Source organism: Lelliottia sp. EB106-05-01-XG201, from assembly GCF_058791735.1.
In genome coordinates, this window is sequence record NZ_JBYTDV010000001.1 from 2,437,496 (window position 1) to 2,452,973 (window position 15,478).

The following is a 15,478-nucleotide window of genomic DNA, read 5'->3' on the forward strand; positions in this document are numbered from 1 at the left end:
TTGGTTTTGTAGGTCGGGTAAGGCGCAGCCGCCACCCGACTTTCACCCACTCAGAACGTTTCCCAGTTATCCCCACCCGTCACTACCGCCTGACGCAATGGTGTAGACTGCGCAACTGGCGTACTCTTACTCCCGCGCCCTGCCGCTACCCCATTCAGACGAAACGCACCCACAGCTTCTGTCAGACGCGCGCCCTGTTCTTCCAGAGATGCCGCTGCCGCAGAGGCTTCCTCCACCAGCGAGGCGTTCTGCTGCGTCACTTTATCCATCTCAGAAATCGCCTGGCTCACCTGGACGATACCCCGGCTCTGCTCGTCGGACGCCGCCGCGATCTCCAGCATGATGTCCGTCACGCGCTTAACCGCTTCGACGATTTCATTCATGGTGTTACCGGCGGCAACCACTTCGCCTGAACCCTGGTCGATAAGACTGACGGATTCATGAATCAGCCCTTCGATCTCTTTCGCCGCGTTGGCACTGCGGCTTGCCAGGGTGCGCACTTCGCTGGCGACCACCGCAAATCCGCGCCCCTGTTCGCCCGCGCGCGCCGCTTCCACGGCGGCGTTCAGCGCCAGGATGTTGGTCTGGAAAGCAATGCTGTTAATCACCGCGGTGATTTCAGAGATTTTCTTCGAGCTGGTCGAGATATTGCTCATGGTTTTCACCACGCCGGAGACCATCTGGCCGCCGCGGCTGGCTTTGCCGGAGGCGTCTTCCGCCAGTTTGCTCGCGTGATGGGCGTTATCGGCGTTTTGCTTCACGGTGGCGGTCAGCTCTTCCATGCTGGCGGCGGTCTGCTCAATGGCGGCCGCCTGCTGCTCGGTGCGCGATGAGAGATCGGTGTTACCCGCGGAAATCTCGCTGGTACCACGATAAATCTGTTCCGCGCCCTCACGAACGGTGCCGACGGTGTTCACCAGCGAGTGCTGCATGGTTTGCAGATCGCGGGTCAAACGCCCGATTTCGCTGCGCCCGGTCAGGTCGTCAGCCATGGTCAAATCCCCCTTCGCAATCTGCTCGATGCGACGGGCAGCGCGTTGCAGCGGATGAATCACCGTGCGGCGCAGCACCACGAAGGTCATGGCGGTCAGCAGCAGTGCCAGCGCAAAAGCCCCGACCATAAACATCAGGCCGAGCTGGGTACGCTTGTGCGCCTGAGTGGTCAGGGCATTGGCGCGATCGGTACGGATCTTAATCGCCTTCAGCAGCACTTCATTGTACGCATCATCCAGCGGACGCGCGGACTCATTCTCATGGTTGATGATGGCTTCGAACATGCCGTTTTTGGCATATTTCAGCATCGGTTGCAGGCCGGTGATATAGGCGTCAAAGCGGGTTTTCAGTTCACCGTCCAGCGCTTCGTCAGCAGGGGTACGCACAGGACGTTTCATATAGGCGGCAAAACCCTCCTGCGACTGCTTAATGCGGGTTTCGGCTTCGGCGATGTTTTGCTTCATCGCGTCCATCTCGGCGATACGGCTGGCCGCACCGGCATGGATCATATTAATTCGGGCGGTACGCAAATGGTTCGAGCTATTCGATAACCCCGTGCGCACCTGAATTTCTGACGTGACATCCTGCAGGTCCGTATCGGCCTGCAGCAGGAAATACCCCGCCAGACCCGAACTCAGCGCGAATAACAAAATGATGCCACCGAGAATTGAGGAAAACAGCGGAACCAGCCGGATATGATGCAGGAAGCTCAGCGTTTGCGGGCTGCGCATCGTTTTGTTGTTGTCCATGACCGTCGACTCTCTTTATAGGTAAATGCGTGAAACACACGCCTGTAAAAGAGTCATCGGCACGCGACGAAATTTGATTACGGCTAAAATCGCCAGACAGGTCACACTTTAGAGAAGAATATGCAGGAAGTGCCAGCGGCAAAAAACGCTGGCAGAATAATTAGTTGCTGCCGAAATGTATGACGGTGCGGATCGACTTCCCTTCGTGCATCAGATCGAAGGCTTCGTTGATCTGCTCCAGCGGCAGACGGTGGGTGATGAACGGGTCGAGATTGATTTTCCCGACCATCGCATCTTCTACCATACCCGGCAGCTGAGTGCGCCCTTTTACGCCGCCAAATGCAGACCCGCGCCAGACGCGTCCGGTCACCAGCTGGAACGGACGGGTTTTGATCTCCTGGCCCGCACCGGCCACGCCGATGATGATGCTCTCACCCCAGCCTTTATGGCAGCATTCCAGCGCGGAACGCATAACATTCACGTTGCCGATACATTCAAAGCTGAAGTCCACGCCGCCGTCGGTCAGTTCAACAATCACGTCCTGCACCGGTTTGTCGTAGTCTTTCGGGTTGATGAAATCGGTCGCGCCCATTTCACCGGCCAGTTTGAATTTCTCCGGGTTAGTGTCGACAGCCAGAATACGCCCTGCTTTAGCCTGCACCGCGCCCTGGATCACCGCCAGACCGATCCCGCCCAGACCAAACACCGCCACGGTGTCGCCCTCTTTCACTTTCGCCGTGTTGTGCACCGCACCGATACCGGTGGTCACGCCGCAGCCCAGCAGACAGACTTTATCCAGCGGTGCCTGTGGGTTCACTTTCGCCAGCGAGATTTCCGCACAGACGGTGTATTCGCTGAAGGTGCTGGTGCCCATGTAGTGGTAAATCGGCTCACCGTTGTAAGAGAAACGGGTAGTGCCGTCCGGCATCAGGCCTTTACCCTGCGTGGCGCGAACCGCCTGGCAGAGGTTAGTTTTGCCGGATTTACAGAACTTACACTCGCCACATTCTGCGGTATACAGCGGGATAACATGGTCGCCCGGCTTGAGGCTGGTGACGCCCTCGCCCACTTCCACCACGACGCCACCGCCTTCATGGCCAAGTACCGCCGGGAATACGCCCTCAGGATCGTCACCGGAGAGGGTAAATGCATCGGTGTGGCACACGCCGGTATGGGTAATTTTGATCAGCACTTCGCCTTTCTTCGGCGGCGCGACGTCGATTTCGACGATTTTCAACGGCTGGCCGGGGCCAAATGCGACAGCTGCACGTGATTTCATATTGCTTTCCTTTATGTGATGCCAGTGTTTTATTTTAGATAAGAGCGTAGCAAATGACCGACTTCCGCCATGCGAACCGCACGCTGGTCGGCGGTGGTTTCGCCCCTCACCAGCTCATCTTTGAGGTGAATTTCAACCATCTCGCCCATCAAACCGTTCGCCGCACCGCGAACCGCCGCGATTTGCTGCAGGATGGCAAGACAGGGTTCGCCGGACTCCAGCGCCCGTTCCAGGGCATCGACCTGCCCCCGGATGCGGCGCACGCGAGTCAAAACACGTTTTTTGTCTTCGGGTGAATGTGGCATGCGCCCTCCTTAAATATACTGTAGGGGGGTATTGTATCTTCTAAAGCAACTTTATGTAAACATTAAGTTTTATATTGTTATCAGGCATTTACGCGGTATACACAAAAGACACTATCGGACATAAAAGGCCTTTTTACTGCCCCCAAATTGCCCCCCAAGCGTATTTTGCCCCCTAATTTGCCCCCAAAATTCACTCTTTTGCGTAGCTCCTTCCAGTTTCGAAACGCCTCGCTTTACCGCCTCGCTGACTTCCATCATCATTCCCCTGCTTTAAAATCATAACGTTTCGGTGCGCACCTGTTTTTTCTCCCTGCCCTATACTTTCAGTCTGACATCTGGCTGGAGGTTTCTATGTGTGGACGTTTTGCACAAGCACAAACCCGTGAAGAATATCTTGCTTACCTGGCCGATGAAGCCGATCGTAATATCGCCTATGACCCGGAACCAATTGGCCGATACAACGTAGCGCCCGGAACAAAAGTCTTGCTGTTGAGCGAACGTGATGAGTAGCTGCACCTCGATCCTGTTTTCTGGGGCTACGCGCCCGGATGGTGGGATAAACCCCCACTTATTAACGCGCGTGTCGAGACGGCAGCCACCAGCCGAATGTTCAAGTCTCTGTGGCAACATGGCCGGGCAATCTGCTTTGCGGATGGATGGTTTGAGTGGAAAAAGGAAGGCGACAAGAAACAGCCCTACTTCATTCATCGGGCCGATGGGCAGCCAATTTTCATGGCGGCGATCGGCAGCACGCCATTTGAGCGTGGAGACGAAGCAGAAGGTTTTCTCATAGTGACGTCAGCAGCTGACAAAGGCCTAGTTGATATTCACGATCGCCGGCCACTGGTACTGTCACCGGAAGCAGCACGCGAATGGATGAGACAAGATATTGGCGGTAAGGAAGTTGAAGATATAGCTACCTTCGGAGCTATTCCCGCTGCCAAGTTTATCTGGCATGCGGTGTCACGCGAAGTTGGGAATCCAAAAAATCAAAGTGCTGAACTGCTTAGCCCCATACGATGAAAAAATAATCATTCATACTTCCTAAAGTTAAACCATTGTGTGAATGTTTAATTCTAAGCCTTATTGTTATAAATAATCATTTTATGGCTTTTGCTAACGTGATATGTTTCAATGAAAGAAATAACATTAATAAAAAGGCTGACTATGTCTGATTATCTTGAATACCTCCCAACTTTAAAACGATTATCCAAATTAGATAAACTTACGGAACGTGACATCTCACAGCAATTCACAAAACATCATAATAAAGATGTTGCGATCTCTAAGATTAAACTTTGCCATGGTTCTTTTTCTGTTAAAATCAATGATTTAAACTTTTTACTTACTGAAAGACCTATATCGTACCTTAATAAGAAATGGGGGCGTTGTACAAACATTCAGACGCATGCAAACTCTCTAGGCATAGCCTTACCGTTATATATTGGAGAAGGTACGCTTTCTTCTGCAATATATAAAATAAAAGACTCAACAACACCTCTCGATAACGCTAATAAATGGCTATTTGAAAACTTCTCCCTAGAAGTGGCTATTGCTTATTTCAATAAGTACTTTACCAAAAGTGAATCATTCAAAAAATATCAAACAATTATTTTTGAAGCTATAGAAGCCTTTTACTTAGGTTACGATCACATATCTATCATGTCTCTTTTCCCTGTATTTGAGGGAGGGATGCGGAGTTTTTTCGTTAGATACGCTGATGGTGACGATACTAATACTAGCGCTGACAAATTCGAGAAAGAAATAAGAAGGCTAATCATCACATGGGGATTACGTGAGATAGATGGTTTCGACTGGCATCCTGGGAAAGGGTATGACATTGAAACTGAAATCGATTTTTTCACTCACATTAATCCTCAGTGCGATGTAATAAACTCTACCAGATCGTTTTTTAAAAATGTAATATACAAACCTACTGGAGGGATTAATGAAGGCAGCTTCAATAGACATTTAACGTTACATTTGCTTAATAGTGATTTCAATGAGCCTTCTAATTTTGTTAGGATTTTCTTAGCTTTAACTCACATAACTTTTGCCGAAAGCCTTATGAATAATAATGTACCTTTCTTGTGGCAGGGTATTGATGACAATGATCGACGCATCGCTTCTTTCATATCTAAAAGTAGCGATGTCTTTTTTACATTTCGCAGAAATGAAATTAGAAGGCTAGGATTGAATTTATATTAATTAAATCAATGTGTCTTGCATGAAGCATAAGTGATTGTTTTTAGGTTAATTTTTTTGCGCTTTAAATTTTGCTATAGACACATTGCGGATAACCACGCACCAAAGCTTCATCGAACCCTGAGAAGATCTGAATATCTTGTTGTGTAACGTGGCGAAAGCATTTCACGCTTCATCTGCCATTGCTGCTGAACGCCCTGCCCTGCAAAGTAGAGCGTTCCTTTTCCGTCTTTTGCGTTCAGGTGATCGAGCACTTCCATCAACCTTTCGCTACCGACCCGTGGCGCGTTCTCGTCGAATAGGTTGAGCTGGGCCACACCCTGGCTGAAAAAATCCCCGAGCATGATTCCTGCCTTCTGGTACCGGTGACCATCATTCCAGATTTTGTCCAAGCACTTTACCGCGGCGTAGATGATGTCGCGGGAATCCTGAGTGGGGGTGAGAAGCTTCATGGACGCGTTGTTACCGTAATATGGCTCATTAAGCGCGAATGGAGAAGTTTTCACGAAGGCAGAAATAAAGCGGCAGTACTGATGCTCACCCCGTAGTTTTTCAGCACCACGGGCCGCATAGCTGCAGATGGCCTGACGCATCTGCTCATAGTCCGTGACGCGTTCTCCGAATGACCGGCTGCAGACGATTTCCTGCTTTGCTGGTGCAAACTCCTCTAGCTCTAAACATGGTTCGCCTCGCAACTCCCGAACGGTTCGCTCCAGCACGACATTGAAGTGTTTGCGAATAATCCAAGTGCTTTGCTCTGAGAGGTCTAGGGCCGTTTTGATGCCCAAAACGTTGAGTTTCTTACTGATGCGCCTGCCGACTCCCCATACATCTTCTACAGGCACGATAGCCAACAACCGACGCTGGCGATCGATATTGGACAAATCAACAACTCCGCCCGTCTGCCTCTGCCATTTCTTGGCTGCGTGATTTGCCAGCTTAGCAAGTGTTTTTGTCTGAGCAATTCCAACCCCGACTGTAAGGTGTGTGCGCTTCAGAACCGTCGCTCGGATCTCTTTGCCAAACTCTGTCAGGTCCCGGCAGTTGCGTACTCCTGAAAGATCGCAAAAGGCTTCATCAATACTATAAATTTCCACGCGAGGACTCATCTCCTCTAGCGTGGTCATGACCCGGTTCGACATGTCAGCATAAAGCTCGTAGTTGCTACTGAAGCAAACAACGCCTGCGCGCCAGAAAAGATCCTTTTGCTTGAAGAATGGTTCCCCCATAGTGATTCCGACCGCTTTTGCTTCTGCGCTGCGTGCGATTACACAGCCATCATTATTTGAGAGAACGACAACTGGCCGCCATCTCAGGTCCGGCCTGAAAACAGTCTCGCATGATGCGTAGAACGAATTCACATCACAGAGTGCAAACATACTCAGCTCGCAGATTTAACTATGAAAGTCACGACACCGAACACATCGAGTGTGTCCTCGCTGCCGACAATAATCGGCGAGTAAGCGATATTCATCGGTATAAGTTGGACTGTCGGGCGGAGTTGCAGTCGCTTAACTGTGAACTCTCCTTCCACCGCGGCGATGACAATGTCACCATGCTCAGCGATACGCGAACTATCCACCACCAGCAGATCGCCGTCGCTGATCCCGGCCTCAATCATCGATTCGCCTGCAGCCTTGACGAAATACGTCGAGCTTGGGTGGGACACAAGTAACTCATTGAGATCGATACGCTGTTCAACGTAGTCGGCAGCGGGGCTCGGGAAACCACACTGTACGAAGTCGCTGAAAAGTGGAAGTGCGATAATTTCTCGCAGTTCTGCTGGCCTGATGAATTCCATTGCATGCACCTCAAATACTGTTTTTATATACAGTAGTTTTTGCGAGAGAACAGATCAAGTCGATACATTTTTATTTGATTGTTATTTCGCCGCTTCGTTTATAACGTCGCGCCGCTGTAGGAAATTTTGATTTGTAAATTTTTGCAGTTGCAAAGCAAAAATCCGGGTGCCTGCCGACATCAGCCAGGCCCGTAAGAAATGAGGAAAAACCTTGAAAATACGCACCATTTCCGTGGTAGGTATTTTTTTATAGGTAAGGAGCAGGAGATTGTCACGGATAGATTTGTGATTGATTTCACAAGGTTCTAAACAAAATCACCACTTGAACGGTTAGTTTTCCGTGTTCTCGTGTTTCACCGTCAAGAATCAGGTGTATCGGGCCACACAGGGTTATCGACATCAACACGACTCAACAGCACGGTGTAACGCTCCCAGGCCTCTAGAGCGGCCTTCTCCGCGTCTGTGGCTATGTCGTACTTCACCGCCCTTGAAAGTGGCGCAATCACCGCTTCGGCATTCGTCATGAGCTCTGCTTTCGTTGCCATGGCACTGGATGGCTCACTAAAGGTTTTCTCGGTCGGTTCGTAGAGTCGTACCTCACCCCATTTCCCATCTATCGCTTCCTGGTAAAGTGTTGCCCCATACGCCATGCTGTCATCTTCTGACGCGCAGAACGGCAACCATTGCTCACCGACCAAAACCTCACAGTCAATCGCTCCTGTTTCGGTATAAACCATATTACGTACATCTAAAATTTCCATGGGGTTTCCTTACAAGATTCGAATGAACAATGACACCGGATAGGAACTACCACCCACCGGACTATCATCAGCGCCACTAGTGTTAGCATGACCTAGATGCCGCCATGTTCCTGATAACGTTGCCCCTGAATAAATAACTCCGTTACCTCCGCTCCAGAAAGGCAAGCTTACGCTTGATGCCCGTAATCCTGCCCCGCTAATTGTTTGTCCATATTGTAACGACGCGCCGCCATTGTTGACGATTGCAGCCATAATTACTGAACCAACTCTATACCCCTGGTTTACATCGACAGACGGGAATTGCCCATCAGTCCATTTACTAAATGAGTATGTTTTTCCATCGTCATTTGTTTTTCCGGATCGCGTATAAACTACGCCGTCACTGTTCTCAATGATCTGAATCATGGTGTTATATCCGGCATCGGCTACACGGACGGAGGAATACATATAATCCTCTGGATATCCGCTGTTAATCGTACCCCAAAGGGTAGCGCAATGAGTCCCTGGCGTGAAAAGAGTATCGAGATCTACCAGTCCTTTTTTCGGTGCCGGGGCCGCATTAAAATCAGCTGCTTTCAGCGGATTCTTTGTAAGTGCTTTACGGGCATTACCTGATACACCAAGACGATCCCAAATGACATCTGCAACCGGCAAGCCAGATTCCGCCCTGTTCGCTGCTTCTTCTGCCCTGTTAGCCTCTCTCTCTGAGCGATCAGCCTGGTATTTAACCGAGTACGCCATTGACCTTTCAACCGATGGAGGGAGCTGGCAGGAAGTGGTCAGGGGCAAATTTGACGGAAAGACCACGTCAGAGTATCAGCGGGATCACCGGATAAATTTTCCTAAGTCCTCTACCGGCTGGTCTGTTCGGGTTCGTCGCCTTACTCCTGATTCGACGGATTCAAAACTGGTTAACGCCTTTAGCGTCTTTTCTTTCGCTGAGGTAATCGACAGTAAGCTTCGATATCCCAATACCGCGCTGCTGTACATTGAGGTTAATGCCAGCCAGTTTAATGGACCTGCGCCGAAGATAACCTGTAAGCCGAAGGGCAAAATCATTCGCGTACCTGATAACTATGATCCCGTTTATCGCAGGTACTCCGGTAGCTGGTCGGGCGGGTTTAAATGGGCGTACAGCAATAATCCCGCCTGGATTTTTTACGATCTCCTGCTGGATGAGATTTACGGTATGGGTTCGCGCATTGATGCCAGCATGGTTGATAAGTGGGAGCTGTATGAAATAGCTCGTTATTGCGATGAATCGGTTTCTGACGGAGCTGACGGCACTGAACCCAGATTCACCTGCAATGTGTTTATTCAGAGCCAGCAGGACGCCTACACGGTACTTAACGACCTGGCAGCGGTATTTCGCGGGATCACATTCTGGGGCAACGAGCAGCTTTTTGTTAAAGCTGACGTGCCGCAGGACGACGTTGACTGGGTTTATACCGTGTCAAACGTTATCAACGGCGAATTCTCTTACGCTGGCGGCAGCTACAAAAAACGTTATTCTTCATGCCTGGTGTCATGGTCTGACCCTGTCAACCATTACAGCGACACGGTGGAAGGGGTCTATGACTCAGCCCTGGTTGAGCGCTACCAGGTTAACCAGCTCACGCTTACGGCCATAGGCTGCACAAAACAGAGTGAGGCGCACCGACGCGGCCGCTGGGCGCTGCTGTCGAGCGTTAAACACGGCTCTGTAACATTTGGTGTGGGGCTTGATGGCTACATACCGTTGCCGTCGCAGGTGATTGGGGTTGCCGATCCATTCCGTGCCGGTATTCAGAACGGCGGGCGCATGAAGGCGATTAAGGGGCGCGTCGTGACTCTCGATCGCTCCATTGACTATGAGGCCGGTGCTCGTCTGGTTATGAACATGCCTGATGGTACCACCCAGTCGCGCACCATTGAGGCCGTAGACAACGAAGAGCATTCGGTAATCCTGCATACGGCCGCCGCACACATCCAGAGCAGGGTTATCCGTTGGCGTACCGTCTTTCTGAAAATACTTCGTGCCGTTGTAGTCGCAGCCATTACCAGTGCGGTACCAGCCACGCAGACACCAGGTACACACGGGGAGAATTTGCCTTGCCGGCAGCTGGAGATTCTGAATATCGAAGGGTGAACACAGTTCAAAATCGACCTGTACGCGCGATTCTGCGGTTCTGGCATTGATATAGAAAAGCTGCGCACGTTCTTCGTTCGGGTTGGCATTCAGGTTGCCATGCACCCAGTTAGCTGCATCAAGATATTTAGCGAACGTGGTATGAATGCGAACCTTAGCCTTCACCATGTCGTCATACTGCAGACAGAGCGCCGTGACGTAGTTAGAGATATTCCCCACTGAAAGAGTCGGCGTCGGCTGTGGGCCCGAACCAGATAATTCCAGACCCGTCACTTCGTAGGGATGTGGATCGTATTCGTTACCCTGCCAGATGATTGAAGGGAGATTGTCAGCAGCAAACGATGCCCAGCCTTCAGAGTGGATGTTGTAAGCGTGGAATCGAAGAACCTTATCCATCCCGAAGGATGTTCCATCAACCTCGATTAGCTGGATTTTTTCGCCAGGCTCCAGCGCCTGGAAATCAGCATTTAGACCCATAAAATTTTTCCATAAAAAAAGCCGCATACGCGGCTGGTGGAGAGATTTGACGATTAAGGCGCGAAGGCCTGTTTGAAGGAAAAGGCCAGGGTGATGACTTTCCCTGATATAAAGGTCGGTTTTATTGAGTCTGGTTTTACCCGGTAGAGTTTTTTCTCACCCCACGGATTCGACCACCAGAATGATTGATGGGCGTGCGAATGAAGAAACGCACGAATCGCAGCTACGTCATTCTTCTGACCTGTCCAGGTTAGATCCCACTGTTCAGATACATTGTTAATACCGTTAACAGCCACTTGCTCGTATCCGTCTCCGAATTGTACTGTGTATAAATTGATTGTTTCAGTTGCAGTTGGTGAGACCTGCGTGGGCCAAATGAATGTATCTGTCATTTATCACCTATAATCCTTAAACTGTGATGTTCAATTGAAAAAAACATATTTCACAGGAACAACCTCACTATAACCCCTTGAATTAAAAGCATGAGGAAGGTAACCTTGTTCCATCAGGAGTTATTCAACCCTATAAAGCATGAAGTATCGACCAAAGTTTAACTTAAGGAGAGTCAATGGAGTCTTTTGAAGCAATAAGCACTTTTATGGAAGAGCATGAGTTAGAGAAAGATCAATTTGGAAACTTGCATTTCGATGCTCTCATTCATTATAGAAGCAAAAGTAAAAATGCTACTGAACAAACAAGGGTTACAATTACCCGAAACGGATTTGACGAAGGAAAAATAAGCATTACAGAAGAAGGTGATTTAATTGCGGAAGACTATCACATGGATTTCACCATACGTTTCCAGTCTTACGATTACTCAGAGGAAAGTAAGGCACTAATAGTCTCCGGCGATTCTCAAAAGATGAATGGTAAATATTCCGTCACCATAACCCCTATTTGAGACAAAAAATAATCGCTATTTATTGACCATTAACAATAGCGATTATCAATTTTATTGCGGGCATAGTTAAACATTTTTCAACTTACCCACAAATCATACACCCAAATAAATCTATAACTCTCTACTCATCAAGTGGATTTTTAACCACCAAGCCTTTTATTATATCCATATAAGTCCTCATCTTTTAAAAACTCGTTGAAGCGGGTTAGTGTTCTTGAAATGGTGGCATTTCATACCACTCCCGTAATGTGGGAACCACTAAAATACATGTTTTAATGATTATAAGAGAGTGGCGTATAAGATCTTCATCACGTTCTTTATCGATTGCGAAAAACTTGCCTCCATGGAAAAGATTATTACGAACATTTTTGGCCGCCCACAAAGCCTTAGAGGCCATATTAGTAAGTTGACTTGGGAAATGGCTAACCTCCCATTCATAACTTGACTTTTGTTTTTTTGGTGGCGTATTCGCTAGAAAATTAATACTCTCTTGTAAAATGGGGACATTAATAGAGTTTAATCTCAACCCGATTGAAGAACATAACGATATCCAATCGGGCTCGATCCAATCACCTTTCGGAGACTTTTTGGAAAAATCGCCACATTTCATTGCATGCTCAAATCGCGAGAACACTGAGAAAAACTCTATCACTAACTCTTTTGATACATCACCTAAAATTTGTGGTGAGAGAGGATCTGCAAGTTGAGTCAAGTCATCTAAAAATAGTTGATTTGTATCTTCTGGTTCTTCCATATCGTCCTCATCATAATTGCAAAATACAACACCATTAACATAGCGAAATTGTAATGATAACAATCACATTTGCAACGTAATTTCGCCATTAATTCAAACAATAATCAACAAGGGGTCGAAACCCCTTTTACTTTTAAATCCTAGAACTCAGCTTTCATTTCACCAGGGAATTTTTTAGCTGACGCATAATAGCTACCCAAAATATATGCCTTCAATTCCTGCTCATTATCAATCTTGCATGTTGAATCATAGCAGGCGCCACCAATAATACCATACGTCGTAGCTTTTTTGTTAAGGTCCGCTTTGATTTCTTCAATACTGTTCTTGTCCATTGCGACTACACAACCACTGACTATTGCCTGAGCCTTTCTGTCATTCATACCTAAAATGACAGTATTTGCCAACTTGCTATACCCATTATTTTTATATACTTCAGCTGCATTTTCGCGACATTCGGCATAGTGTGGATTAGTTTTAATTTGATTGTAATCAGGTACGCGCATCCCTGCACAACCTGAAACACCAAGAGCAATCAACAATACTGCAATTTTTTTTGTCATATCCATTAACACTCCATTTCCAAATTTAAAGATGCTTACATTGTTCTAAGAAAGGCAAAAATAAGTAGATGAAACTCTTACCGACAAATAAAGCAGGAATAATACTATCAAAAATCTCATTGTTAACAAACATCTATACCTTTGTCTGTAAGTTAGCCATGACGAACAGCATTGACGATGCGGGTCATCCTGTCGGTTTCCAGACCCTCGGCCCACTCCCCCTGAAAAGGCTGTGACATGGTGGCGGCGTAAACCATATCCGTCGTGATGCCCTGCAACGGGTAACGCTTCAGAACGATATCGCCCCCTGGCGGATCGATGACCACCAGCAGATCGTCAATCTCCTGTTGAGTGAAGCCCGTCAGGGAAAGATTAAAATCCGCATCCAGCAAATCAGTTACTTCAAGCTTCAGCAGATCACTATCCCAGCCAGCGTTTAGCGGCAGTCTGTTATCTGCCAGCCGGTAGGCGCATTTCTGCTCCTCAGTCAGGCCCGTCAGCTTTATTGTCGGCACAGAGACAATGCCTATGGCCTCAGCAGCCAGAACGCGACCATGACCAGCGATGATCTCGCCGTTCTAGTCAATCAATACGGGATTCGTCCAGCCAAATTCCTCGATGCTGGCAACCAGTTGCGCTACCTGCTCACCGCTATGGGTTCGGGCATTTCGCGCATATGGCGTTAGTTCCTTTAACGGGCGATATACGATTTTCAGTTTATCGTTCATACAGCTCCGTTCTCACAAGATGAAAGCCGCTGGCGGTCGTGTGCAGGGTGCGCGGTAGGGAACCACTAGCCCCTTTATATCCTCAGCAAAGGATATCGCCGCGTTTATCCGTTCTGTGGGATAAACATTATCGAAGCCCCTCACGAGGAGCTTCTGTAATGCCTAATAAGATTGCTAGGTGATTTAGGAAAGTGCTGGGGAATTGATGATGTAGATCCGCCAAGCAACACCTATGTTAGAGATGTTATAAAGCAGAGCCGATAAAACTCGACTTTTATTTGAAAACAAATTGTTGAGACAGCAGAAGGTGACAATAATATTTCGCCTGAATATTGTTATCCAACCCTCTCACGTATTGTTTGTGTGTCTCAGGCAAAGAACGGCAGCAACTGATAACACGAGGGTAGCTTTCTAACATATGCTCGCACACCAAAAATGCATTATTGATAGCATTTAATTTATGGCGCAAATCCCGCAAATCTGATCTCTTTTCTATACGAATTTGTGGTGTCGCAAGATTTACAGGCAACTGAGAAAGAGCATTCGCATAATCAGCAACAGCCATTTTTAAAGCCATTTTTGCCTTTAATGCTTCTTGTTGCCTCCAAACACGTAATGCAAAACCAGCCACTAACACCGCCGCGGCTGTAAATATTGCAGACACTGCCGACCAGATCGTTGGCCAAGGCCAGTTAGAAACCGTTTGCCACATAGAAACCTCCTTGATTTAGGAGATAATTGTAACTTGGCATAGGTACAATTTTCAGCAGTTGTTGCGCTTATTTATCACATCACAACCCTCTGAAGCTGTTTTTATCCAGCCACAGGTTCTTTCCACCGTCGCACACCCCACCAATAAAAAAGGCACCAGTAAGGTAACAAGTGCCATCTTTGCGCCGCGCCGCAGCTGTCTGTGCGTCCATTGAGGGCGCTTATTTACAGGGGATTTCAACACGGTTTAGCATCCAGCCAAAAATAAAGTCCTCGTTGGCTTCCCTGGATTCAGCCAGATCCAGATAACGGGCGCCCTGACTTGAATTAAGACCGCGAAGAACGACAGTCTCACCATCCCTTCCACGATGCCGCAGAAGAGCTTTTAACGCGGTGATAGTTCGCGGACCAATTCGCCCATCGGGATCAAGGTCAGGATAGAGTTTGCCGCGCAGGTTCAGAGCCGATAACCAGCGCTGGAAAAACTTACTTGCGACAGACGGGCCCATATTCGCACCGGTATCGCAAAGCTCGTCTGCGATTTTCGGTGATAGTTCCGCAACCTGATCGAATCGCGGCCCATACCAGTAATCAGCCTCGTAAATAGCGCGAGCCTGTTCTTTAGTCAGGGAGCGGACGTCACTGTAGCCATGAGCCAGGGCAGTCTTTGCAGTGATCCCCCAATTAGTGGGGCCGCCTTTATCAGAGGGATGGTTTACGTAACCCGCTTCACGCTCCAGCAGACCATTAATAATTTCATCTTTGGTCATCGTTGATACCTTTCTTACTTGCAAATAACGTCACTGCCGCATTAATCAGAGAACGGCACCTATCGGCTCCCGCACCACCAACAGCGACCCCCACAACAAAAGACCAGTCGATGTCTGAAACCCCTAACTGCTCCAAAAAAGCTGAAACGGCCAGAGCTACAAAGAAACAGATAAAGCCAGCATTTATTGCGCGTCGCCACGCCAGCCCATCCCATAGGGAAAAAGCTATAGCTATACAGAAAGCCGTAAGAGCTGCCTGAATTGACAGGCGGTGCTTATGTAAAAAATGAAGTACCGGACCCCAGCCGCCTGGCGGGGTGTAGTTCTGCATGATTCCTCCCGAATTGCAGGCATAA

Annotated in this window: 16 protein-coding genes and 4 pseudogenes; 4 read left to right on the forward strand and 16 right to left on the reverse strand. The window is 48.4% G+C overall.

Annotation, left to right across the window (positions count from 1 at the left end; all coding sequences use genetic code 11):
• Nucleotides 1-50 precede the first annotated feature (50 nt).
• From AC3WS9_RS11425 to AC3WS9_RS11435, 3 genes are all read right to left on the reverse strand, one after another.
• Nucleotides 51-1,742, reverse strand: a complete 1,692-nt coding sequence (locus tag AC3WS9_RS11425; protein ID WP_492488415.1) for a methyl-accepting chemotaxis protein — start codon at nucleotides 1,740-1,742, stop codon at nucleotides 51-53.
• 160 nt (nucleotides 1,743-1,902) lie between these two features.
• Nucleotides 1,903-3,021, reverse strand: coding sequence for an S-(hydroxymethyl)glutathione dehydrogenase/class III alcohol dehydrogenase (locus AC3WS9_RS11430; RefSeq protein ID WP_282493132.1), 1,119 nt, complete (start codon nucleotides 3,019-3,021; stop codon nucleotides 1,903-1,905).
• A 29-nt stretch (nucleotides 3,022-3,050) separates the two neighbouring features.
• Nucleotides 3,051-3,326 carry a metal/formaldehyde-sensitive transcriptional repressor gene (locus AC3WS9_RS11435; RefSeq protein ID WP_492488418.1) on the reverse strand — a complete coding sequence of 92 codons (276 nt, stop codon included), beginning with the start codon at nucleotides 3,324-3,326 and terminating at the stop codon, nucleotides 3,051-3,053.
• A 351-nt stretch (nucleotides 3,327-3,677) separates the two neighbouring features.
• On the opposite strand from AC3WS9_RS11435, the pseudogene AC3WS9_RS11440 reads away from it, so the two are divergent.
• A pseudogene (locus tag AC3WS9_RS11440) lies at nucleotides 3,678-4,349 on the forward strand (SOS response-associated peptidase).
• Between the two features lie 144 nt (nucleotides 4,350-4,493).
• Nucleotides 4,494-5,534 (forward strand): hypothetical protein, encoded by a 1,041-nt coding sequence (locus tag AC3WS9_RS11445; protein ID WP_492488420.1) that lies wholly within the window; start codon nucleotides 4,494-4,496, stop codon nucleotides 5,532-5,534.
• Between the two features lie 107 nt (nucleotides 5,535-5,641).
• Here the strand turns inward: AC3WS9_RS11445 and AC3WS9_RS11450 are convergent, their stop codons facing one another.
• The 4 genes from AC3WS9_RS11450 to AC3WS9_RS11465 form a co-directional block, all read right to left on the reverse strand.
• Complete coding sequence (locus AC3WS9_RS11450; RefSeq protein ID WP_492488422.1) at nucleotides 5,642-6,910, reverse strand: Y-family DNA polymerase; 1,269 nt, start codon at nucleotides 6,908-6,910, stop codon at nucleotides 5,642-5,644.
• A gap of 2 nt (nucleotides 6,911-6,912) precedes the next feature.
• A complete protein-coding gene (locus tag AC3WS9_RS11455; RefSeq protein ID WP_492488424.1) occupies nucleotides 6,913-7,332 on the reverse strand; it encodes a translesion error-prone DNA polymerase V autoproteolytic subunit in 420 nt (139 codons plus the stop codon).
• Between the two features lie 359 nt (nucleotides 7,333-7,691).
• Nucleotides 7,692-8,093 (reverse strand): tail fiber assembly protein, encoded by a 402-nt coding sequence (locus tag AC3WS9_RS11460; protein WP_492488426.1) that lies wholly within the window; start codon nucleotides 8,091-8,093, stop codon nucleotides 7,692-7,694.
• A gap of 9 nt (nucleotides 8,094-8,102) precedes the next feature.
• Nucleotides 8,103-8,747 carry a hypothetical protein gene (locus tag AC3WS9_RS11465; protein ID WP_492488427.1) on the reverse strand — a complete coding sequence of 215 codons (645 nt, stop codon included), beginning with the start codon at nucleotides 8,745-8,747 and terminating at the stop codon, nucleotides 8,103-8,105.
• Between the two features lie 70 nt (nucleotides 8,748-8,817).
• Here AC3WS9_RS11465 and AC3WS9_RS11470 point away from each other — a divergent pair.
• Nucleotides 8,818-10,050 (forward strand): annotated as a pseudogene (locus tag AC3WS9_RS11470) (TipJ family phage tail tip protein); the annotation flags it as partial.
• On the opposite strand, the pseudogene AC3WS9_RS11475 reads toward AC3WS9_RS11470, so the two are convergent.
• Together AC3WS9_RS11475 and AC3WS9_RS11480 are read right to left on the reverse strand one after the other, a co-directional pair.
• Nucleotides 10,021-10,698, reverse strand: a pseudogene (locus AC3WS9_RS11475) (phage minor tail protein L); the annotation flags it as partial. The pseudogenes AC3WS9_RS11470 and AC3WS9_RS11475 overlap by 30 nt on opposite strands.
• A 53-nt stretch (nucleotides 10,699-10,751) precedes the next feature.
• The gene (locus AC3WS9_RS11480) at nucleotides 10,752-11,090 is read right to left on the reverse strand and encodes a phage tail protein (protein WP_492488429.1); all 339 of its coding nucleotides are present in this window, start codon (nucleotides 11,088-11,090) and stop codon (nucleotides 10,752-10,754) included.
• Between the two features lie 176 nt (nucleotides 11,091-11,266).
• On the opposite strand from AC3WS9_RS11480, the gene AC3WS9_RS11485 reads away from it, so the two are divergent.
• A complete protein-coding gene (locus AC3WS9_RS11485) occupies nucleotides 11,267-11,599 on the forward strand; it encodes a hypothetical protein (protein WP_492488431.1) in 333 nt (110 codons plus the stop codon).
• Between the two features lie 205 nt (nucleotides 11,600-11,804).
• Here AC3WS9_RS11485 and AC3WS9_RS11490 read toward each other — a convergent pair whose 3' ends face one another.
• The 7 genes and pseudogenes from AC3WS9_RS11490 to AC3WS9_RS11520 all read right to left on the reverse strand — a co-directional run bounded on the left by AC3WS9_RS11490 (nucleotide 11,805) and on the right by AC3WS9_RS11520 (nucleotide 15,453).
• The gene (locus AC3WS9_RS11490) at nucleotides 11,805-12,353 is read right to left on the reverse strand and encodes a hypothetical protein (RefSeq protein WP_492488433.1); all 549 of its coding nucleotides are present in this window, start codon (nucleotides 12,351-12,353) and stop codon (nucleotides 11,805-11,807) included.
• 140 nt (nucleotides 12,354-12,493) lie between these two features.
• Nucleotides 12,494-12,919 carry a hypothetical protein gene (locus AC3WS9_RS11495; RefSeq protein ID WP_196760042.1) on the reverse strand — a complete coding sequence of 142 codons (426 nt, stop codon included), beginning with the start codon at nucleotides 12,917-12,919 and terminating at the stop codon, nucleotides 12,494-12,496.
• A gap of 146 nt (nucleotides 12,920-13,065) precedes the next feature.
• On the reverse strand, nucleotides 13,066-13,305 hold the full coding sequence (locus AC3WS9_RS11500; protein ID WP_492490329.1) for a hypothetical protein: 240 nt from the start codon (nucleotides 13,303-13,305) through the stop codon (nucleotides 13,066-13,068).
• Between the two features lie 81 nt (nucleotides 13,306-13,386).
• Nucleotides 13,387-13,641, reverse strand: a pseudogene (locus tag AC3WS9_RS11505) (ParB/Srx family N-terminal domain-containing protein); the annotation flags it as partial.
• A 274-nt stretch (nucleotides 13,642-13,915) separates the two neighbouring features.
• Nucleotides 13,916-14,353 carry a hypothetical protein gene (locus tag AC3WS9_RS11510; RefSeq protein ID WP_063439444.1) on the reverse strand — a complete coding sequence of 146 codons (438 nt, stop codon included), beginning with the start codon at nucleotides 14,351-14,353 and terminating at the stop codon, nucleotides 13,916-13,918.
• Nucleotides 14,354-14,573: 220 nt separating this feature from the next.
• Nucleotides 14,574-15,122, reverse strand: coding sequence for a glycoside hydrolase family 108 protein (locus AC3WS9_RS11515; RefSeq protein ID WP_492488436.1), 549 nt, complete (start codon nucleotides 15,120-15,122; stop codon nucleotides 14,574-14,576).
• The gene (locus AC3WS9_RS11520; RefSeq protein ID WP_492488438.1) at nucleotides 15,109-15,453 is read right to left on the reverse strand and encodes a phage holin family protein; all 345 of its coding nucleotides are present in this window, start codon (nucleotides 15,451-15,453) and stop codon (nucleotides 15,109-15,111) included. The genes AC3WS9_RS11515 and AC3WS9_RS11520 overlap by 14 nt, the downstream gene beginning before the upstream one ends.
• Nucleotides 15,454-15,478: the final 25 nt, after the last annotated feature.

Excerpts from the sequence above, each read along its gene's own strand:
- AC3WS9_RS11425 (WP_492488415.1), bottom strand. The coding sequence starts at position 1,742 with ATGGACAACAACAAAACGATGCGCAGCCCGCAAACGCTGAGCTTCCTG.
- AC3WS9_RS11430 (WP_282493132.1), bottom strand. The coding sequence starts at position 3,021 with ATGAAATCACGTGCAGCTGTCGCATTTGGCCCCGGCCAGCCGTTGAAA.
- AC3WS9_RS11435 (WP_492488418.1), bottom strand. The coding sequence starts at position 3,326 with ATGCCACATTCACCCGAAGACAAAAAACGTGTTTTGACTCGCGTGCGC.
- AC3WS9_RS11445 (WP_492488420.1), top strand. The coding sequence starts at position 4,494 with ATGTCTGATTATCTTGAATACCTCCCAACTTTAAAACGATTATCCAAA.
- AC3WS9_RS11450 (WP_492488422.1), bottom strand. The coding sequence starts at position 6,910 with ATGTTTGCACTCTGTGATGTGAATTCGTTCTACGCATCATGCGAGACT.
- AC3WS9_RS11455 (WP_492488424.1), bottom strand. The coding sequence starts at position 7,332 with ATGGAATTCATCAGGCCAGCAGAACTGCGAGAAATTATCGCACTTCCA.
- AC3WS9_RS11460 (WP_492488426.1), bottom strand. The coding sequence starts at position 8,093 with ATGGAAATTTTAGATGTACGTAATATGGTTTATACCGAAACAGGAGCG.
- AC3WS9_RS11480 (WP_492488429.1), bottom strand. The coding sequence starts at position 11,090 with ATGACAGATACATTCATTTGGCCCACGCAGGTCTCACCAACTGCAACT.
- AC3WS9_RS11485 (WP_492488431.1), top strand. The coding sequence starts at position 11,267 with ATGGAGTCTTTTGAAGCAATAAGCACTTTTATGGAAGAGCATGAGTTA.
- AC3WS9_RS11490 (WP_492488433.1), bottom strand. The coding sequence starts at position 12,353 with ATGGAAGAACCAGAAGATACAAATCAACTATTTTTAGATGACTTGACT.
- AC3WS9_RS11495 (WP_196760042.1), bottom strand. The coding sequence starts at position 12,919 with ATGGATATGACAAAAAAAATTGCAGTATTGTTGATTGCTCTTGGTGTT.
- AC3WS9_RS11510 (WP_063439444.1), bottom strand. The coding sequence starts at position 14,353 with ATGTGGCAAACGGTTTCTAACTGGCCTTGGCCAACGATCTGGTCGGCA.
- AC3WS9_RS11515 (WP_492488436.1), bottom strand. The coding sequence starts at position 15,122 with ATGACCAAAGATGAAATTATTAATGGTCTGCTGGAGCGTGAAGCGGGT.
- AC3WS9_RS11520 (WP_492488438.1), bottom strand. The coding sequence starts at position 15,453 with ATGCAGAACTACACCCCGCCAGGCGGCTGGGGTCCGGTACTTCATTTT.